The organism is Streptomyces sp. C (assembly GCF_000158895.1).
GTDB classification, from domain to species: Bacteria; Actinomycetota; Actinomycetes; order Streptomycetales; family Streptomycetaceae; genus Streptomyces; species Streptomyces racemochromogenes.
The window spans coordinates 2882338-2900815 of sequence record NZ_GG657750.1 but is presented as its reverse complement, the minus strand read 5'-3'; the positions used below and the strand labels follow the sequence as shown (position 1 = coordinate 2900815).

Here is an 18478-nt window from a genome sequence, read left to right as displayed (position 1 = left end):
GGCCGCGTGACCTGGGGCAGACCGGGAGCGCGGCCCGCCCGCCTTTCAGAGAGGAGGTCGAGGCATGGCGTACGCAACCCTCGACGAGCTGAAGGGCCGGATCGACTGGGAGTTGGACGAGGACGAGCTTCGTATCGCCGCCGGGGCGCTGGAGGATGCTTCGGACCTGGCGGCCACCTACGGCCGCGAGTGGCCCGAGGACCAGGCGCCCCGCCTGGTGAAGACGCTCGTCCTGAAGTCGGCCGCGCGCTACGTGCGCAACCCCAACGGCTACGTCCAGTCGAGGGCCGGAGACGAAATGCTCCAGTGGTCCGACGCGCACGGGCGGGACTCGGGGTCGGTGTACTTCACCCGCGAAGAGGTCCGGCTCCTGGAGGAACTCGCGGGCCGCAAGCGCGGCATCTACAGCGCGAGCGTCTCCGCCTGGGGTACGAAGCCCCAGTCAGTTGATGCCGGCGGATACGTGCCGACCGGCCAGGGCGACCCCTTCCCTCTATTCGGTGATGCGGTGAGTCCCTGGTGAGCGTCCAGCGCAAGCGCGGTCAGCGCGCGATCGTGTGGGCGACGAAGGAGACCGTCGACCGGCGGGGTAACACGGTCATCGCCCTCGACGAGGACCACCCGATCTCGGTCCGGGCGGCGTTCGTGCCGCAGCGGTCCGGCAAGGCGGAGGTTCCTGGTCAGCAGCAAATCAACGTGACGCGGATGATCGTGGACGCCCATGTTCAGGGCGTCTCCCTGTGGTCCCGCGTTCAGTGGCAGGGCCGCATGTGGGACGTGGTGACGCCTCCGGCCTACCACCACGGCGAGCGCCGTACCCGTCACTGGTCCATCGACATTCGGGAGCGGCCCTGATGGCAGACATCTACGACTACGGCGGGAAGCGGAAGCTCGAACGCGTCGTCGCGGTCCTGCCCAACGTTCAGGCCGAACTCGACAAGCGGCGGTTCCAGATCGCCGTACGCGCCGAGGAGCTTCTCCTTCAGGCCCGCGCCGAGTCCGCGTACGCCGAGGGGCACTCGTCGATCGATGTCGCAGACGGCGACGTCGACAAGTACGTGATCCTCGACGACGACCGAGGCGACAAGGCCGCGCTCTCGATCGAGTTCGGCCGCGCCGAGCAGTTCATCACGCGCAAGCGCAAGGACGGTCAGACCTACCTCGACATCATCCCGGCCGCCGACGGCCTGTTCATCCTGACCCGCGCCGCCAACCTGACGAAGCGGCGGAGAGGGAAGGTGCATCTCGACTGATGGCCGGACTGCCCGATCACATCAAGGCGATGGCCGAGCTGTCACCGGTCGAGGATCTCCTCCTTTCCGTCCTGCGCGAGGGCCTGCCCGGCATCCGGGTCAAGTCCCTCGTAGACGCGCACGAGACGTTCCCCCTCGTCCTGGTCCGCCGCGACCCGACGTGGGGCGAGTGGCAGGGAGACACCCGCTTCACCGATGCAGCTCGCATCGTCATCAACTGCTTCGTCCCGGACCCTAACGGCGACGAAGAGGCGGCGATCCTCTCCGAGGCCGTCCGCGTCGTCCTGCGTAATGCGTGGCTGAACCAGAAGGTCTATCCCCGGCTCGGCCACATCATCCGCGTGGACCTGAATTCCGCGCCGCGACGCGCAACGGATTGGGCCACCGCGACGGGGCCGGTGCAATACGCGGACCTCCCCACGGGGGTTTGGCGCTACGAGTCGATTTACGACATCCAGATCCGCAAGCCGCGGATTCGCCCTTACTCCCTCTGACCAACCCACTCACGCAAGGCCCGTGCCTATCCGAGGTGCGGGCCTTTTGCGTGCCCGAAAGGATGCAACTCCTTGCCGATCAACGACAGCGCAACTCTGGTCGTCGGGTCCGGTAACTACCTGACCGCGCCCGTCGGAACCGCGATGCCGGCGGACCTTCTGACCCCCACTTCTCCGTGGGCCAACGTCGGCCACACCTCGCTCGAAGACGTCTTCGGAATCACCTCCGAGGGCGGCGAGGCGACGACCATCGGCTCTCTCCAGAACAAGAGCCTGCGGACGAAGTACTCGGCGCGAACCGAGACCATGACTTTCACTTTGCAGCAGTTCGACACCGCTGCACTGAAGCTGTACTTCGGCGCCAACGCGCCGATTCTGCCGGACGGTTCGGTCGGTGTTCCGACCAGCCCGGAGCCCACGCAGTCGGCCTTCCTGGCCATTTTCGTGGACGGCGATAACCACTTCGCCTTCTACGCTCCGAAGGCGGAAATCTACCGAGCCGACGACATGGCGATCTCGGACACCGAGTCGCTCGCCGGTCTCCCTCTCGGCGTCAAGCCGATGGCCTACGGCTCGAACGTCTGGACCTACGCCATCACCCCGCTGGGCGGCCTCCTGGCGACCGGCGCATCCGCCGGCACCCCGGGCACCTACACCCCCGATGGCGCTGACGTTCCCGCCACCCTCGCCGCCCTGTCCAGCGTGATCGCCACCCCGACGAGCGCCTGGACGACCGGCAAGTACGTCCTCCTCGCCGACGGCACCTCGAAGGCGTACTGGAACGGAACCACCTGGGTGGCTGGCCAGGCTCCGTGATGACCACCCGGCGCGGATGTGTGCGGACCCGTCCGCGCCGGGCTCTCCCCTCTCTCTCAGGTCCGCAGCTCTCCCCCCTTTCCCTTTCACACGGAGGTCCGCAACCCCATGGCTTCTTACTCTCTCGACGACATCCGCGCCGCCGCTGAGCGCAAGTACGGCTCGACCGACATCGAGTTCGGCGGCGACGTCGTTCGTCTCCTCAACCCCCTCCGCCTGACGAAGGCCAAGCGCGACGAGCTGATGTCCGTTCAGGACCAGCTCGGCAAGGAGGACAGCGACCAGGCCGCCGTGCTCTCGCAGGCGATCCGCGTCGTCGCCGCCTCGGAGGCCGCGGCGAACAAGCTGCTCGAAGCCGTGGGTGACGACCTCGCGATCCTGGCCGAAATCTTCGGCCACTACGGGGAGAGCACCCAGTCGGGGGAAGCCTCGGCCTCGCAGGGCTGATTGACGAATACGGGGAGGGCCTTTACCCGGATCTCCTCTTTCACTTCGGCGTCGATCTGACCGAGGTGATAGAGGGCCGGGGGCCCTCTCCCGCTCTCGTCCTCATGCTTGTGCAGAGGCTCCCCGACACCTCTCTTACGGTCGCCCTCGCGTCGGGCGGCCGTGAGCATTTCGGCTGGGGTCAGGACCGGCATATGTCGGCCGACCTGTTCGACGCGATCAATCAGAACACGAGGGCCACTGGCCAGTGGGGTAAGGGCAAGGCCCCGAAGATCCCTGCTTATCCGAGGCCGCAGCCGAAGAAGGCCGAAAAGAAGGCGGATTCGCCGAAGCCGCGCTCCGTCGCGGAACTTCACAAGCTGTTCCAGCGGAGGTAAGCCGGTGTCGGATGCTCAAGTAGTCGGCCGCGTAGCGGTCAAGGTCGTGCCGGATACATCCGGCTTCAAGCAGCAACTCAAGAAGCAGCTTGAGAAGATCGAGAACGATCTCACGATCGCCATTCAGACGAAGGCCGATCCCAAGGGTGCGCGGGCCGATGTCCTGCAAATCGTGCGGGACATCAACCGGGACAACAAGTCCACCGATGTCCGCAAGATCGCCTTCTATACGCGGCTCGACTTTCACGGCATGGCCACCGAGGTCAAGAATGCCGTGCAGGCGTACCAGAACAAGGCGAACCAGCACCGCATCATCTTCCGCGCCAACGGCAAGCAGGTTGTAGACGAGGCCCGCCGCTCCCGCAACGCCGCACAGGCGGAGCTGACCGACCTGCACCTCGGGGTCAACCTCGACTCTCAGGGCTCGGTCGTCGCGGCCGTGGCCAAGGTGAAGGCCGCCCTCGAAGCGCTCGGCGAGACCGACATCGAGATCGGTCTCAACTCGGATGACCTGAACGCCGGACTCGACATGTTCGAGGAGCGGCTCGACGAGATCGCGCACATCACGCTGCGGGTCGACGAGAAGTCGCAGGGCTCGATCAACGCGGCCATCTCCGAGATCGAGCGCGAGCTGTCCAAGCTCGACGAGGTAGAGCTGAAGGTCAAGCTCGACCGGGCCTCGCTGGAGGCCGCCAAGGCTCGCCTCGAAAAGCTCCGCCGGCTGGAGATCGAGTTCGACCCCCGCTCGTCCAACTCGGTGCGGGCTGCGATTGGCCAGATCGACGCTGAACTCGCGAAGTTCAAGACGATCGACCTGTCGGTCCAGCTCGACGAGAAGGCTCTCCAGAAGGCGCGCAAGCGCCTTGAGAAGCACCTGACGCTGGACCTGAAGGTCGACAAGAAGTCGATGTCCTCGGTCGAGGCCGCCCTCGCCCAGGTCGAGGAGCAGCTCGCCGAGCTGGGCCGCGAAGAGATCAAGGTCAAGCTCGACAAGAAGTCGCTCCTCAAGGCTCAGGCCGAGATGAAGGCGATCCTCGAAACGGAGGCTCGGGCCAAGGTCGCCGCGGATCGCGAGGCCGCGCAGAAGGCGCGCGACGAGATTCAGGCCCAGATGGACGGGATCAAGGTCCGGCCGAAGCTCGACGAGAAGGAAGTCGCCGCGACCAAGCGGCAGCTCGAAGCGGCCTTCGAGCAGATGCAGAGCCTCAAGGCGAAGATCACGCCCGAGCTTGACGCGATGGAGAAGCGCAAGGTCGAGCGGGAGATCGACGACCTTCAGGACAAGATCGACAAGCTCAAGGCGACCGTCGAGCCGGAGGTGTCGCACGGCGCGATGGCTGCGGTCGCGCTCGCGTTGGCCCGCCTGACCCGCGACCGCGTGGTCAACCTGTTCCCGAAGGTCTCCCTGTCGGCCGCTGCGTCTGCCGGCGCCATGCTTGCGGCACTGTCGGGCGGGCGCGTCCTGGGCGACATCTTCGAGAAGCTAGGCAACACCCTGCGGAACCTCGACCGGTCCACGCCGATCATCGGCACCATCGCGACCGCGATAGCGGGCCTGTCGGCATGGGGCATCTCGGCCGCGTCGAACCTCTTCACGCTGTCCGCGTCCCTGGCGCAGATCGGCGCAACGTCCCTCGCCCTGCCCGGAATTCTCGGCGGAATGGCGATCGGCCTTGGTGCAACGGTCGCGGCCTTCAAGGACTTCAACAAGGTTCTTCCCGAGGTCAAGGGCCAGTTCTCCAAGCTGCAAGACCTGATCAGCTCGAACTTCTGGGACAAGGCCAAGGAGCCGATCAGGGGTCTGATCGACACGCTCCTCCCGGAGCTGCGCGACGGGTTCGCCAAGACCTCGACTCAGCTCGGCTCGTTCTTCGGCGGGTTCGCCACCTCCCTGAAGGGCGCTCTCGCCCCCGCTTTGGGCGGCATGTTCGACGACCTCTCGAAGTCGATCGAGATCGCCACGGGCGGCACGGAGCACTTCGCGAGCATCATCAAGATCCTCGGTGAGGTCGGCGCCGGATACCTCCCGCGCCTGGCCCAGTGGTTCGTGGACGTGGCCGAGAAGGCGGACACCTGGCTCAAGAAGAAGGGTGAGTCCGGTCTCCGCGAGGAGATCGACCAGGGCATCACCGCCCTGAAGGATCTCGGCGGCGTCATCTACGAGACCGGCGGCATCTTCGCGGGCCTCGCTCGCGCGGCTAACGAGGCTGGCGGCTCGACGCTCGGAATGCTCCGCGACACCCTCGCCGGCATTCACGAAGCCGTCGACAGTAGCGGCGTTCAGGCGAAGCTCGTCGGCCTGTTCACAGCAGCGCACGACGCCATGAGCAACCTGAACAAGGTTGGCGGCGAAGAGTTCAAGGCGTTCATCGGGCAGTTCGTTGGGCTCCTGACTCAGATCCTCCCGCAGGTCGGCACGATCCTCGGTACGGCCGTGGGCGCCATCTCTGCGGCCCTCAACCAGGACGAGGTCTTCAGCGGGGTCTACGCCCTGTTCGACGGCATACAGGCTGCGGTCAACGGCCTGGCCCCGGCGATGGCTCCCCTGGGCGCGGCGTTCGGCTCCCTGCTGAAGCTCGTCGGCGCCCTCGCGGCCCAGCTCGGCCCGCTCGTCGCCGCAGCGCTGACCCCGCTCGCGGAAGGCTTCACCGCGCTGGCCCCGTCGATCCTGCCGATCATCGAGCTTCTGGGCGGCGCCCTGACCGGCGTCTTCCAGCAGCTCTCGCCGATCATCGCGGCCCTGGTCCCGGTGATCTCCGAGGCCCTCGGCCAGGCGTTCACGGCGCTCTCTGCGGTCCTGCCGATCGTCGCTGAGGCGTTCATGCAGATCATGACTGCGGTCGCTCCGCTCGTGGCGCAGCTCATCTCGGGCCTGGCCCCGATCCTGCCGGTCGTCGCGCAGTTCATCGGCGCCGTCGTCGAGGCAACCATGCCGCTCGTGTCGGTGCTTCTGGAGATTCTCCAGGCTGTTCTGCTTCCACTGATTCCAGTGGTACAGAACATCGCCGCAACGATGCTGCCTCTCCTGGCGGAAGCCTGGGGTCGCCTGGTCGAGGCGGCCATGCCTTTCCTCGAAGCGATCAAGTCGCTTATCGATTTCCTGATGCCGGTCCTCGCGCCTGCAATTCAGTTCATCGCCGAGCTACTGGTCGGATCGCTCATCTCCGCCATCAATGGCGTGTCCTTGATCCTGGAGGGCCTGAAGCAGATTTTCTCGGGCGCCTTCGATTACATCATGGCCGTCTTTGAGTTCTGGAAGGATCTCTTTACCGGCAACTGGGATGAGCTGGGCACGGATGTTCTCAACATCCTGAAGTCCATGTGGGAAATCATCAAGGGCCTGTGGAACACGATCCTCGGTGCTTTCCTTACGTGGCTCTCGGTCGGCGTGCTGGGTGCCGCCAAGAAGGGCCTGATGGCCATCAAGGAAGCCTTTAAGTCGGGCTGGAAGGCGGTCGTCGACTTCGGCAAGAGCGCCTGGGCATCGATCAGTGAGGGCTTCTCGGGATTCTTCTCCGGCCTCGGATCAAAGGCCCTTAGCGGCCTCGGGAAGATCAAGCAGTTCTTCTCCGACGGCTGGACCTCGATCCGTACGACGGCCATGGAGAAGTTCACCGCCCTGGTGAAGACGATCGAGGAGTGGATCGGCAAGGGTGCCGACAAGGTCGCCGAGCTGCCGAAGCTGGCCAAGGAGAAGCTCGGCTCGCTGGCCTCGACCCTGAAGGACGCCGGTATCGCCCTGATCAAGGGCTTCATCTCTGGCATCGCCGGCATGTTCGGTGCGGTCAAGGACAAGCTCGGCGAGCTGACGGACCTGCTTCCGGACTGGAAGGGTCCGAAGAAGAAGGACTCCGTCCTTCTGTACGACGCCGGTCGCCTCATCATCAAGGGTCTGATCAAGGGCCTTGAGTCCGAGTTCGACAACGTCAAGAAGTCACTGAACGACCTGACGGCGAAGATCCCGAAGAACGCCTCGAAGGCCCTGAAGGATCGAATCGGCAAGGACCGGACCGCGCTTCTGCAACTCGCCGCCCAGTGGGACGGCCTGAGTAAGAAGCTGGAGGCCGCGCGGGACAAGCTCAAGAAGCTCCGCGAGGATCTGGTCAAGTACAAGGAGCAGGTCGCAGACCGCATTATCAGTCTGGGCGACGTGACAAAGGCCGACGACTCCTCGTTCGAGGGTGTTACGTCGAACCTGAAGAACGCGGTCGACCAGGCTAAGAAGTTCGCGGCGGTCCTGAAGCGACTGAAGGATCTCGGCCTGAATCAGGCCACGTTCGATCAGATCGCTATGGCCGGTCCCGAGGCTGGCCTCGCTGCGGCCGAGTCCATCGCGAATGCCGGTGTCGATGGCGTACTCCAGATCAACGAGCTTCAAAAGGATCTGGAGAAGTACGCCAACGCGGCGGGTTCCACTGCGGCGCACTACATGTACGACGCGGGAATCCGGGCTGCCGAGGGCATCGTCAAGGGCCTCGAAAAGCAGCAGGACGCGATCGAGAAGCAGATGTTGAAGATCGCCGACGCGATGGTGAATGCCATCAAGAAGGCGCTCGATATCCATTCTCCTTCGCGACTGTTCCGCAAGCTCGGCAACTTCGTGGGCCTGGGCTTCGGCCTCGGCGTCGAGGACCAGGCGGGCAACGTCGAGCGGGCGTCCAACGCCCTCGCGGAGAGCGCCACCTCTGGCGCGTCCCGCTCCGTCTCTGCCGCCGTCTCTGGCGGCCTCGCGGCGGCTGGCCCCGGCCAGTCGGTCACGAAGGTTCTGAACTACTACGCGGGTTCCGGCAACTCCCTCTCGTCCGAGGAGGAGCTGTTCGCGGCTACCTCGCGGGCAAGGATGGTCGGCTGGTGAAGCTCGAACTGAGCAGCGCCTCGGACAGGCTCGATCTGGCCGGGGTGCAAACGGATGGAGTTGGGTTCCAGGCCCTCGCCGGGATAACCGGCCTGGGCCTGCCCCAGCTCGCCGTGCAGTGGCTCGAAGGGGCCGGGGACGGCGCCGCCTACCGTGGGCGGCGCGTCCTCCCCCGCGACATCGACATCCCCCTCGACATCGTTGGTCGGGACAGGGTGCACCTCGCCGAGCTGGTGACTCGCCTCGCGCGGGTGCTGGCCGACGAGTGCACCCTGACCTACGCCGATGATGTCGGCGGGCGCTGGTCAACTCCGGTCCGCTGGACCGGCGGAGGGGCGATCGATCCGGGCTTGGGTGACCGGGACACGCAGACGGTGATCTCCCTCCGGGCCCCGAACCCCTACTTCCTGTCGGAGTCTGCGCAGACGGTCTCCATCGGCGGGGCTGCCTCGGGCGCCTTCCTGAGCACCCTGGTTGCCCTGCCGGTCGCTCCGTCGCAGGCGATCGGCTCCGTCCAGCTCTCCAACGATGGCGACGTTGCGGCCTATCCCGTATGGGAGGTCACGGGCCCCGGCGACACGTTCAAGGCGATCAGCCCTACGGGCGAAACGCTCCAGTGGTCGGGGACGCTCGCGGTCGGCGAGAAGCTCGTCATCGACATGGGCGCCGGCACCGTCAGGGACGGCAACGGCGTGAACAAGTACAGCCTCCTCGCGACGGCGCCGCGCTTCTGGTCGGTGCCGCCCGGCCAGTCCACCGTGACGGCCTCTCTCCTGAACACGACATCGGCCTCGAAGGTCGTGTGCTCGTGGCGTCCCCGTAAGTGGGTGGTGATCTAGTGCGGCAAGACGATCTGCTCGTCGAGGTCCGGGATAAGACCTTGACCCGGATCGGCGCCATCCCGGCCGACCTCCTCCTCTTGGAGTCCGAGGACATCTTCAACAACGTCTCGACGTGGAAGCTCTCGATCAGCGCGGACCATCCGCTCGCCTCCGTCCTGGCGACGCCCGGCGCGGGCATCATCGTCACCGGCCCGACCGACGTCCTGTTCTCGGGGCCGGTGACGAAGACCGAGACGGCAGTCACGGCGACTGACCCCCTGGGCACGCTGACCGTCGAGGGCGTGGACGACACGATCATCCTGTCGGACATGCTCGCCTGGCCCGACCCAGGCAACGGCAACGCGGACACGCAGAACTTCGCGTACGACGAGCGCACGGGTACGGCCGAGGCGCTCATGCACGCGTACGTCAACCTCAACTGTGGGCCCTCGGCCCCGGCCAACCGGCGCCGGACCGGGCTCATCATGGGCACCAACGGAGGCCGCGGTGCGACCGTCACGAAGGCCGCGCGCTTCGAGCAGCTCGGAGAGCTGTGCAAGGCCCTGGCCGAACCGGCGGGCCTCGGGTTCCGCATCATCCAACGGGGCTCGAACCTGGTCTTCGAGACGTACGCGGTCGCCGACCGCACGAAGGAAGTCCGCCTGGGCGTCGTGAACAACACGCTCGCCGGTCAGCGCGTCTCGGTGTCGACGCCGGCAAAAACTCGAGTAATCGTTGCCGGCGACGGCGACGGCTCGAACCGCATGTTCGTCCCCGTCGACAACGCCGCTTCCCTCGCAGCCGAGTCCGACTGGGGACGCCGGATCGAGAGCTTCGTCGATGAGCGTTCCTCGTCCGACACGGCCGAGCTAACCCAGAAGGGGACCGAGGCCCTCGTCGATGGCGGGACCACGGTCAAGGCGGCCCAGGCCGTACCGATGGAAGACAGCGCGCTCGACTTCGGCCGCGACTGGTTCCTCGGCGACAAGGTGACCGTCATCGTCGGCGGTACCGAGATGGCGGCCGTCGTGACGAGCATGGTCCTGCGGGTCACCGAGGATGGCTACCGGCTCGGCGCGATGCTCGGCGACCCGACCCCTCTCGATCAAAGCTCGGCCGACGCGAAGACTCAGAAGGAGTTGGAGTCCCGCGTCTCCTCGCTGGAGCGGACGGCGGAAGCGAAACCGGCCGGTCCGCGCGAGATCCCGGCCGGACTCCTCACGCAGGCGAGCATCCCCGACGACTATCCCGAGGGCCAGTCGGTCATGTATCTCACGGCGACGGAGGCCACCGCCGGCGGATGGGACTTCGGCGGGAAGTTCGGTTGGGTCACGACCCGCCGGGTCGCGAACGGCGACGCCTTCCAGGTCTGGAACCGGGCGCACGCGGCCACGACGAACCGCGAGGACTGGATTCGAGGCGGCAACCGCAATACGGGCTGGGCACCGTGGCGCCAGCTCGCCTACAAGAACATCATCTCGCCCGCCGACTTCAACAATGCGACCCTCCCGACCGCCTACCCCTACGAGGACTCGCGTCTCTACCTCACCTCAACCGACGCCACGGCGGGCGGCTGGCCCTTCGCCTCCCTGGATATGGGCGGCTACCTCTGGTCTACAGGCTCCACTACCGGCTACGTCACCCAGCGGTGGTCAAGCACCGGAGGCAACGGCCAGAAGCACGAAGAGTGGGTCCGGCACGGCTCCCCTACGAGCGGCTGGGCACCGTGGCGGCGCCTGGTCTACGCGGACAACACCGCGAAGGGCATCGTCGTCATGCAGACGCTCGCGACCTCGGCCTACGTCGGCGACACCGCGACCATGATCTACACCCAGCAGTTCACCGCCGAGGCGGGCAGGTGCTACCGGGTCACACTTCGCATCGCAGCCGTCGACACGGACGGCACGGGCGATAACGCCAACACGGCCATCCGCTACGCGAAGCAGGGCGGATACACGACCGTCCGTTGGGCGAGCGGAACGACCGTAGCGACCACGAGTTCCCTCGCTGGCGACTTCTTCAGCACGACGTTCGACGACGACTCGAACTCGGCGACCGGCCTCAACATGGCCTGCTTCATCAACAACCCCCCGGCCGGGGCAGTCACGGTCGGCGTCACCCTCAACACCCGCAGAGCCGCCGCGACGTACGGCATGGTCCGTTACCTGCCTGGCTCCCTGTCGCAACTCGTGATCGAGGACGCGGGCGCGGCCATCTAAGGAGTTCCCCTTTGGCTATCACCTCCTACCCGTTCGACGCCCAGGCCGTCACCGAGACCCAGTTCTCGCAGATGTTCCGCGAGTTCCAGGACTCGGGCGTCGTGGCGAGCTTCGGCTCCTCCGGCTTCACGGTCACCGCCGGCACCGCGATGACCCTGAACGTCTCCTCCGGCCTGGCGTTCCTCCGCGGATTCATGGCCCAGGCGACCGCGACGGAGACGGTCACCATCCCGGCCGCGAATACGTCCCTGCGCGTCGACCGAGTGATCCTGCGCCTCGACCCGGCACTGAACTCCGTCGTCCTCGCGGTCAAGACGGGCACCGCGGGTTCGTCGACTCCGCCGTCCCTGACCCAGACGGACACCGGCATCTACGAGCTGCCGCTCGCGCAGGTCACCGTGAACGCGAACGTCACCTCTATTACGTCCTCGGACATCACGCGAACGCGTCCCTTCGTCGGGACACGCATCCTGTGCTGGAACACGAACACCCGCCCGGCGTCCCCGCGTCTGGGTCAGATCGGCTGGAACGCTGATACGTCCTCCTTCGAGTTCTGGAACGACACGGCGTGGGCGCCGCTGATCGGCAATGTGTCCTGGTCGACCCTGACCGGCAAGCCGACGACGTTCACGCCCTCGACGCACACGCACCTGTGGGCGGACATCACCGACCGCCCTTCGTCCCTGCCTCCGGCCGCGCACACGCACGACTGGTCTCAGGTCACCAGCAAGCCGACGAGTTTTGTCCCGAGCGCGCACACGCACGCGTGGACGGAAGTGACCGGCAAGCCGACGACCTTCGCCCCCTCGGCGCACTCCCACGCGTGGACGGACATCACCTCGAAGCCGACGACGTTCACGCCGTCGTCCCACTCGCACTCGTCCTACCTGGAGTCCGGGGACACGATCGCCTGGTCCAACGGCACGAAGCGCGTGCACGCAGATTCCGTCTCCGGCTCCGGGACGTACTACGCGGTGTGGGTTCAGGGTGACGGCACCTTCGCGCGCAACACCAGCTCGCGCCGCTTCAAGCAGAACGTTCGGGACATCGACATCGACCCCGATGCGGTCCTGTCCCTGCGTCCCCGCATATACGACCGACGCCCGAAGGAAGAGGGCAGCGACGACTACCTCCGGGACGAGTTCGGCCTGATCGCCGAAGAGGTCGCCGAGACGCTCCCCGAGATCGTCACCTACGACGAGGAGGGACGCATCGACGCTCTCCGCTATGACCTCCTCGGCGTGGCTCTGCTGTCCGTCGTGCAGGACCAGGCCGAGCGCATCGAGCGTCTGGAGCAGCTCGTAAGGGACATGTCCCGATGACCCTCGACCCCAACGTTCAGGTGGCTCTCGTCTCCGCCGGCGGAGTGGTCTCCGCAGCCTTCATGGGCGTCGTGATCGAGCTGGTCCGGCGCCAGGGCGCGGCCCTCGCCGAAGTACGCGAGCACACACAGGAGGCCAGAGATCAGGTCTCCAACACGCACACGACGAATCTCCGGGACGACCTCGACCGCGTGATCTCGGGACTCGATCGCGTCCTCGAAGGCCAGGCCGAACACAGCCGGGACATCCGCGAGTTGCGGGCCGAGCTGTCCCATGAACGCGTCGAGCGCCTGGCGGTCGCCGAGCGCCTCGACTCCCACATCTCTTCTGTCTCCGTCTGAGACTTCCACCCCTTGAAGGCCCTGCCCTGTCGGCGGGGCCTTCCGCATGTCCCGAGGAGGGTCTTTCGTGACCAGTCAGGTAAGCAAGATCAGCGGCATAGCGAAGGCCGAGGTCGGCACCCACGAGAAGCGGTCGGGCGGCCACTGGGTCAACGACTCCAAGTACAACCGGTGGTTCGGCAAGATCCCCGGCTACGACCAGGACGGCTACGGCTGGCCGTGGTGCGCGGCGTTCGTCGCCTGGTGTGCGGCCGAGGCGGGCCTCTCGGCCCTGTACCCGAAGACCGCGAGCTGCGAGGCCGGTGTCGCCTGGTTCAAGAAGCAGGGCCGCTTCAGCGCGTATCCCGCCCGGGGTGCGATGGTGTTCTTCGGCCGGAACGGCGGGACGCACACCGGCCTGTGCATCGATTTCGACAGTGAGTGGATCTACACGGTCGAGGGCAACACCAACGCGGACGGCTCCCCCGAGGGCGACGGCGTGTACGAGAAGCGCCACCGCCGCACCGACGCCTACGTGTACGGCTACGGCTACCCGGACTTCGCCGAGGGCATCGTCTCGGCTGACCCGGCCTGGAAGGACAAGGCGCCGAAGCCCGAGCCGAAGCCGGAGCCCAAGCCGACTCCGCCGGCACCCAAGCCGGTCTCTCAGATCGTCGCCCTGAACTCGGCGGTCAAGCCGGGCGCGACTCACGCTCAGGTCGCCGAGCTTCAGCAGCTCCTCATCAAGGCGGGGTACGGCCCGATCAAGGGAGCCGTGACCCGGTTCTACGGCCCGGAGACTCAGCGCGCGGTCGCCCGCTTCCACGACCGGAACCCGGCTTACCGCAGCGGCCTGCACGACCCGCGGATCGGCCCCAAGGGCTTCGTCGCGCTCCAGAAGCAGGCGGGCCGCCGATGAGCAAGCACCGCAAGCCCGCGTCCCTGATCCTGTCCGCCCTGCCCGTCCGCTACCGCTCGCGCTTCGGGGCCGTCGTTGCGGCCCTGGGCGTAATGGTGAGCGTCGCCGCCATCGTCTACGCCGACAAGCCCGAGGTCGCCCTGATCGTCCAGATCGCTACCGCGCTGGGCATCGTCGAGGGCTCGGACTCCGGCGACGCCGAGTAGCACTGCGCCCCCCTGTTGGCCCTCGCGGGTCGGCAGGGGGGCGCTTTTCTGCGTCTCACTCCTGGGCGGCTGCCGCCTTGCGCGCCTCGATCTCCTCCACGGTGGTGACCGGGGTCCGGCCACGCCTGCGGGAAGTCGTCTTCTTGGCGGCCGTCTTCTTGGCGGCTCGCCTCTGCGCTGGGGGCTTCGCCTCGGACGGGGCAGGCTCGGACTCCTCGGCCGGGGACAGGTCGAAGAGGTCCAGCAGGGGCGCCGCGTCCTCGTCGCACAAGTCGCGTTCGGCCGGTTCGCCCTCGTCCACGCGCAGGTGGTACCTCGTGGCAGGCCGGTCCTGCCGCTTGCACTTATCACAGACACGCACGGTGATTGTTAGGTCCATTCCTCCGCTTCCCCAGGAGTGAGGTACGTCTCGTAAACATTGTCCCCCACTCCTAGGGGCTGCGGCTCGGGGTTGGGTCAGGAGGCGTTGAGCTTCTGGAGGTAGCGGCTGCCGGTCCGGCGGTCGCGGCCCATGATCTTCGCGAGGTTCGGGCCGTTGATCTCCTCGCCCTTGGCGATCAGGGCCTTCGCGGCCTCCTTGATCTCGTCGAGGCTGGGGGCCGGGCGGCCAGGGCGACGACGAGCCCGAGCCTTGGCCACCTCGTCGACCGGCAGCTCCTCGCCGTCGAGGGTCGGCTGAACCGGCTCGGCGTCCTGGTCCTGGTGCTCGTCGTCGATCTCGTCCTCGACGACCATCGCGGCCTCCGCCGGCACGTGCTTCGCGGCTCGGATCACCATGTGTGCGACGTGTCCAGCGACGATCGCGGGGACAGCGGACACGGCGGCGACCAGCTCCTTCGAGGAGGTCATGTAACCGGCGGCGATCCAGTGCGCGACGACCTGACCGGCGAGGGTCATGCCAAGGGCGCCCACGGCTCCCGCTATGGCGCTGCCCCGGCCCTTCTCGCCCTTGGCCCTGCTCTCGGTGAACCAGACCGCGACGACGGCGTACACGGACATGCAGACCGGCATGCCGGCGGCGACCCACTCGTTCCATCCGGCGGTGCGGGCGAGCTGGTACTCGCCGGGGGCGGACATCGCGAGGGCGACGGCGAGCACCAGGCCGCCGACGACGTAGGCGTACCGGGGCATACGGGCAGGCTGAGACATGGCTGTGCCTTTCGAGGTGGCGCGGGTGAAGGAAGGGGGGGTTACTTGGCCATGGCTGCGCGGGCAGCGCGGAAGGCGGCGAGGCCCTCGGGCGCGAGCGGGCCGGGCACGTCGAGCGCGGGGGCGCCGGGGGTATCGGTGGCCTCGCCCGTGGCGCAGTCGATCTCGAAGTACGCGATGGTGCCGAGAGCGCAGTCAGCGCAGATGCCGGTGTCCTGGCCAGCGGGCAGAACGTTGCCACAGCGCTCGGAGCAGTCGGCGTAGGTCTTCCACTGCCGCTTGGCCTCGGGGCGCTTGCGGTCGAGGCGGTCGGCGACCAGGCGTGCGGCGGAGTAGACCTTCGCGGGAAGGCCCTGGGTCACGGCGTCCGTGATCTCGCCGATGGTGGCGCCACGGTGGAGCCAGTCAGCGACGGAGGGGGCGAGCTTGGCGACCTGCCGCTCGGAGAGCTTCAGGCGGCCGTCGATCGCAGCGAAGCGGCGCAGGATGCGGGCGGCCTCGCCCATCTGCTTGTCCTGCTTCTCGCTGGTGCCCTCCCTCTGCTCAGCCTCGGACGGCGCGTCGCTGTCCTGCGGAGGGAAGGGAGGGATCTTTCCCTGGTTCTTAGAGGAGTTGCTTTCCCCCGAAGGGGACGCTCCCGCGTTCCCAGGGGCCGGGTCTCCGGTTGCCGGGGGTGCGGGAACCGGGGAGTCCTCGGTCTGGGGAAGGTCGTGGATGGCCGTCTCGGTCCACACGCGGCCGGTCTCCGGGTCACGGATGGTGAAGCGGAAGTAGTAGCCGTGGGCGACCAGCTCATCGAGAGCATTGGCGACGCCCTTGCGGCCTACGCCGGGGTTGTTGTCGGCCAGCGTGCGCACGTCTTCCTTGGCCCCATCGGGCAGGGAGATCAGGTGCAGCCACAGGCCGCGCGCCGTGAAGGACAGCTTGCGGTTGCGGGCGGTGCGGTTGGGCACCACCGTGAAGTCACGGTCGTGCCGGGTACGATGGATACGCATTGGGAGCTACCACTCTCAGTGCCGGACCCCGGAGCGTTGGCGCGCTGCCGGGGTCACCTATTTACTCGGGCGTCTGCCCTCTTGTTGGTCACAGCTTGACATGATCATCCGCTCTAGGTCAATCTTTACGTTGGACGCAGAAGGTTGTACGAGTCCGACTGATTGAGATCACCGCCACAGACCGCTCACAGACAAGGGGGAAACATGCCCGCCTCGAAGATCGTGGACAAGACCGAGGTGTTGCGTTGGTTCCGCGAGGAGAAGACGTACGCCTGGATGGTGGAGCAGTACAAGGAGAAGTACGGCATCACGACCACGGAGCCGATGTGGGCTGCCTTCCGCCGGCGGAACGGCATCGACCGGCGTAATACCAGGTCAGAGGACCTTCTACCCTGGAAGCTCAGGGAAGATCACAGGCATCTGTATCCCGCCATGATGCTCCGGACCGAGGGGCGCCAGAGGGCTGGCAAGCCCGTGGCTGCGGACAAGGCGAAGAAGCTCGCGAGCTGGAAGCAGTACCTCGAAGAGAACAACCTCGTCGTGCACTACGACTACGACACGGAAGAGGGCTTCTTCTTCGTTCCGCGCGAGGAGCGCGACACCGACCTCATCCGCGAGCCGGAAGTCAGGACCGGCAACCAGGCACGTGACTAGCCTGCACGTGTTCGATTTTCGTTCGAATCCACCCCTCGTCTGAGACTGACGGGGGGTTTTCTCATCCTCAAGGCGTATAGGGCCCTGACCTGCGGCTAGATAGTGTGAACGCCAGGTGGACGCCGTGCGTCCGCTTGTGGAACACCCGTGGGTGAGCCCGTGTACACGGCCGGTTGACAGCCTGTGTAGGCCCCACGTAGAAATGGACTCAGCAAGTCCAATCTTTACACGTACCAGGGGCCACAGCGATGCCGCTGACCGGGATTCTGACTACTGACGGTGTCGAGCCCCACTCGAAGTTCACTACGAAGTGCCTGTTCGTGCGCGACAAGGAAGACGTGCCGCATGAAGACAGCCTGGCCGACCTCTACGCCTTGGGCGAGGACCAGATCGGCCGCTGGGTGCTCGCCGCTAGCAAGATCAGCCTTCCGACCGGCATGAGCCTCGTGGGCGATAGGGCCAACTGGGACCAGGCGCTGATCGTCCAGCCCGACACCTCCCCCGCAGACATGCGCAAGGGACTGGCCGTGCTCCAGCTCCTCGGGCTCGAACCTCTGGACGAGGACGAGTCCGAGCCCGAGTGGCTTGAGGACGGATCGGTCCGCCTGTGGTTGGTCCCCATCACCCCTGAAGACCCGTTCGCAGCCGACGAGGACATGGAGTCCAGAGCTTGAAGATCATCGACCTGACGCCCGAGCTGACCGTCCCCCGTGACGGATGGGACCGGCCGCTCGTCATCCCGAAGCAGGGCGGCAAGCCCGTGTCCCTGACCCGCACCACGACCTTCATCGACTGCATCGAGGACAAGAGCGCCATCTCCGACTGGAAGGCGCGGATGACCCTGGTGGGGGCCGCGAAGCGGCCGTCCATCCTCGACGTGGTGAGGCAGCTCGACCCGGAGGACCCGGACGGCAAGAAGAGGCTGAACGCCCTCGCCGAGCAGGCCCAGGACATCTCGGGGGCGAACCGGAAGCGCGAGAAGGGGACTCACCTTCACACGCTCTCGGAGTACGTCGACCGAGGCGAACCTCTGCCCGCCGGCACCGCGGCCAAGGACGTACTCGACATGGCGGCCTACATGGCGGCAACCGTGGACTTCGATGTGAGGGCCGTGGAGAAGTTCGTCGTCGTGCCCGAGCTGCGCACGGGCGGGACGTTCGACCGACTCCTCGAATACGCCGGGCCCGGCCCGGACGGCGAGCACGTCGAGGGCCTGTTCATCGGCGACCTGAAGACAGGCTCCGTCCAGTACGGAGCGCTGAAGATGGCGATGCAGCTCGCCGTGTACTCGCGAGGCGAGTTCTACGACTACACCCGCTTCCCCGTCGACCCCGCCGACCGCAAGGCTTTTGCCGCCTGGAAGAAGCGAGAGGTGCCGGCGGCCGAGGCCGCGCAGGCGTACGCGCCCCTGCAAGGGGTGTCGCAGAAGTGGGGCGTGATCATCAACCTCCCGGCCGGGTCCGGCGAGTGCACGCTTCACTGGGTCGACCTGGAGATCGGCTGGGCCGCCGCACGCCTGGCGCTAGAGGTCCGCGCGACCCGCAGCCTGAAGGGCGCCATGCTCCCGTGGGTGAGTGGCGTCACAGAAACCAGTGCTGCATAACTGCCGCCCAGGTGTTAAGTTTGGACCA

Annotated in this window: 20 protein-coding genes; 17 read left to right on the top strand and 3 right to left on the bottom strand. The window is 66.6% G+C overall.

Features of this window, described 5'->3' with window-relative positions:
• Positions 1 to 64 precede the first annotated feature (64 nt).
• The 14 genes from SSNG_RS12915 (at position 65) to SSNG_RS12845 (ending at position 14049) form a co-directional block, all read left to right on the top strand.
• Positions 65 to 523: a hypothetical protein gene (locus tag SSNG_RS12915; RefSeq protein WP_007264273.1), complete on the top strand. Its 459-nt coding sequence runs from the start codon at positions 65 to 67 to the stop codon at positions 521 to 523.
• Positions 520 to 855 (top strand): hypothetical protein, encoded by a 336-nt coding sequence (locus SSNG_RS12910; RefSeq protein ID WP_042800929.1) that lies wholly within the window; start codon positions 520 to 522, stop codon positions 853 to 855. The genes SSNG_RS12915 and SSNG_RS12910 overlap by 4 nt, the downstream gene beginning before the upstream one ends.
• A complete protein-coding gene (locus tag SSNG_RS12905; protein ID WP_042800928.1) occupies positions 855 to 1253 on the top strand; it encodes a hypothetical protein in 399 nt (132 codons plus the stop codon). The genes SSNG_RS12910 and SSNG_RS12905 overlap by 1 nt, the downstream gene beginning before the upstream one ends.
• Complete coding sequence (locus SSNG_RS12900; protein WP_007264270.1) at positions 1253 to 1747, top strand: hypothetical protein; 495 nt, start codon at positions 1253 to 1255, stop codon at positions 1745 to 1747. Before SSNG_RS12905 ends, SSNG_RS12900 begins: the two co-directional genes overlap by 1 nt.
• 72 nt (positions 1748 to 1819) lie before the next feature.
• A complete protein-coding gene (locus SSNG_RS12895; protein WP_007264269.1) occupies positions 1820 to 2563 on the top strand; it encodes a hypothetical protein in 744 nt (247 codons plus the stop codon).
• 108 nt (positions 2564 to 2671) lie between these two features.
• Entirely contained in the window at positions 2672 to 3010 is a 339-nt protein-coding gene (locus SSNG_RS12890) for a phage tail assembly protein (RefSeq protein ID WP_042800927.1), read from the top strand.
• Positions 3011 to 3114: 104 nt separating this feature from the next.
• Positions 3115 to 3387 (top strand): hypothetical protein, encoded by a 273-nt coding sequence (locus tag SSNG_RS12885; protein ID WP_007264267.1) that lies wholly within the window; start codon positions 3115 to 3117, stop codon positions 3385 to 3387.
• A gap of 4 nt (positions 3388 to 3391) precedes the next feature.
• Positions 3392 to 8242 carry a hypothetical protein gene (locus tag SSNG_RS12880; protein WP_007264266.1) on the top strand — a complete coding sequence of 1617 codons (4851 nt, stop codon included), beginning with the start codon at positions 3392 to 3394 and terminating at the stop codon, positions 8240 to 8242.
• Positions 8239 to 9081 carry a phage tail domain-containing protein gene (locus SSNG_RS12875; protein ID WP_241695034.1) on the top strand — a complete coding sequence of 281 codons (843 nt, stop codon included), beginning with the start codon at positions 8239 to 8241 and terminating at the stop codon, positions 9079 to 9081. The genes SSNG_RS12880 and SSNG_RS12875 overlap by 4 nt, the downstream gene beginning before the upstream one ends.
• Positions 9081 to 11282 (top strand): siphovirus ReqiPepy6 Gp37-like family protein, encoded by a 2202-nt coding sequence (locus SSNG_RS39510; protein WP_241695033.1) that lies wholly within the window; start codon positions 9081 to 9083, stop codon positions 11280 to 11282. The genes SSNG_RS12875 and SSNG_RS39510 overlap by 1 nt, the downstream gene beginning before the upstream one ends.
• An 11-nt stretch (positions 11283 to 11293) precedes the next feature.
• On the top strand, positions 11294 to 12604 hold the full coding sequence (locus tag SSNG_RS12860) for a tail fiber domain-containing protein (protein WP_007264263.1): 1311 nt from the start codon (positions 11294 to 11296) through the stop codon (positions 12602 to 12604).
• Positions 12601 to 12945: a DUF2746 domain-containing protein gene (locus SSNG_RS12855; protein ID WP_007264262.1), complete on the top strand. Its 345-nt coding sequence runs from the start codon at positions 12601 to 12603 to the stop codon at positions 12943 to 12945. The genes SSNG_RS12860 and SSNG_RS12855 overlap by 4 nt, the downstream gene beginning before the upstream one ends.
• Positions 12946 to 13012: 67 nt before the next feature.
• The gene (locus tag SSNG_RS12850) at positions 13013 to 13843 is read left to right on the top strand and encodes a CHAP domain-containing protein (RefSeq protein WP_241695032.1); all 831 of its coding nucleotides are present in this window, start codon (positions 13013 to 13015) and stop codon (positions 13841 to 13843) included.
• Positions 13840 to 14049, top strand: coding sequence for a hypothetical protein (locus tag SSNG_RS12845; RefSeq protein ID WP_007264260.1), 210 nt, complete (start codon positions 13840 to 13842; stop codon positions 14047 to 14049). Before SSNG_RS12850 ends, SSNG_RS12845 begins: the two co-directional genes overlap by 4 nt.
• Positions 14050 to 14104: 55 nt before the next feature.
• Here the strand turns inward: SSNG_RS12845 and SSNG_RS12840 are convergent, their stop codons facing one another.
• The 3 genes from SSNG_RS12840 to SSNG_RS12830 all read right to left on the bottom strand — a co-directional run bounded on the left by SSNG_RS12840 (position 14105) and on the right by SSNG_RS12830 (position 16193).
• Entirely contained in the window at positions 14105 to 14350 is a 246-nt protein-coding gene (locus SSNG_RS12840) for a hypothetical protein (RefSeq protein WP_042800925.1), read from the bottom strand.
• Positions 14351 to 14505: 155 nt separating this feature from the next.
• Positions 14506 to 15180 carry a hypothetical protein gene (locus SSNG_RS37895; RefSeq protein ID WP_050779613.1) on the bottom strand — a complete coding sequence of 225 codons (675 nt, stop codon included), beginning with the start codon at positions 15178 to 15180 and terminating at the stop codon, positions 14506 to 14508.
• Between the two features lie 59 nt (positions 15181 to 15239).
• Positions 15240 to 16193, bottom strand: coding sequence for a hypothetical protein (locus tag SSNG_RS12830; RefSeq protein WP_007264257.1), 954 nt, complete (start codon positions 16191 to 16193; stop codon positions 15240 to 15242).
• Between the two features lie 204 nt (positions 16194 to 16397).
• Between SSNG_RS12830 and SSNG_RS12825 the strand changes: the two genes are divergently transcribed.
• From SSNG_RS12825 to SSNG_RS12815, 3 genes are all read left to right on the top strand, one after another.
• On the top strand, positions 16398 to 16847 hold the full coding sequence (locus SSNG_RS12825; protein ID WP_042800924.1) for a hypothetical protein: 450 nt from the start codon (positions 16398 to 16400) through the stop codon (positions 16845 to 16847).
• A gap of 248 nt (positions 16848 to 17095) precedes the next feature.
• Positions 17096 to 17521, top strand: a complete 426-nt coding sequence (locus SSNG_RS12820) for a hypothetical protein (protein WP_007264255.1) — start codon at positions 17096 to 17098, stop codon at positions 17519 to 17521.
• Entirely contained in the window at positions 17518 to 18450 is a 933-nt protein-coding gene (locus SSNG_RS12815; RefSeq protein ID WP_007264254.1) for a hypothetical protein, read from the top strand. The genes SSNG_RS12820 and SSNG_RS12815 overlap by 4 nt, the downstream gene beginning before the upstream one ends.
• Positions 18451 to 18478 lie beyond the last annotated feature (28 nt).

Excerpts from the sequence above, each read along its gene's own strand:
- SSNG_RS12830 (WP_007264257.1), bottom strand. The coding sequence starts at position 16,193 with ATGCGTATCCATCGTACCCGGCACGACCGTGACTTCACGGTGGTGCCC.
- SSNG_RS12820 (WP_007264255.1), top strand. The coding sequence starts at position 17,096 with ATGCCGCTGACCGGGATTCTGACTACTGACGGTGTCGAGCCCCACTCG.
- SSNG_RS12905 (WP_042800928.1), top strand. The coding sequence starts at position 855 with ATGGCAGACATCTACGACTACGGCGGGAAGCGGAAGCTCGAACGCGTC.
- SSNG_RS12915 (WP_007264273.1), top strand. The coding sequence starts at position 65 with ATGGCGTACGCAACCCTCGACGAGCTGAAGGGCCGGATCGACTGGGAG.
- SSNG_RS37895 (WP_050779613.1), bottom strand. The coding sequence starts at position 15,180 with ATGCCCCGGTACGCCTACGTCGTCGGCGGCCTGGTGCTCGCCGTCGCC.
- SSNG_RS12855 (WP_007264262.1), top strand. The coding sequence starts at position 12,601 with ATGACCCTCGACCCCAACGTTCAGGTGGCTCTCGTCTCCGCCGGCGGA.
- SSNG_RS12845 (WP_007264260.1), top strand. The coding sequence starts at position 13,840 with ATGAGCAAGCACCGCAAGCCCGCGTCCCTGATCCTGTCCGCCCTGCCC.
- SSNG_RS12825 (WP_042800924.1), top strand. The coding sequence starts at position 16,398 with ATGCCCGCCTCGAAGATCGTGGACAAGACCGAGGTGTTGCGTTGGTTC.
- SSNG_RS12890 (WP_042800927.1), top strand. The coding sequence starts at position 2,672 with ATGGCTTCTTACTCTCTCGACGACATCCGCGCCGCCGCTGAGCGCAAG.
- SSNG_RS12900 (WP_007264270.1), top strand. The coding sequence starts at position 1,253 with ATGGCCGGACTGCCCGATCACATCAAGGCGATGGCCGAGCTGTCACCG.
- SSNG_RS12885 (WP_007264267.1), top strand. The coding sequence starts at position 3,115 with ATGCTTGTGCAGAGGCTCCCCGACACCTCTCTTACGGTCGCCCTCGCG.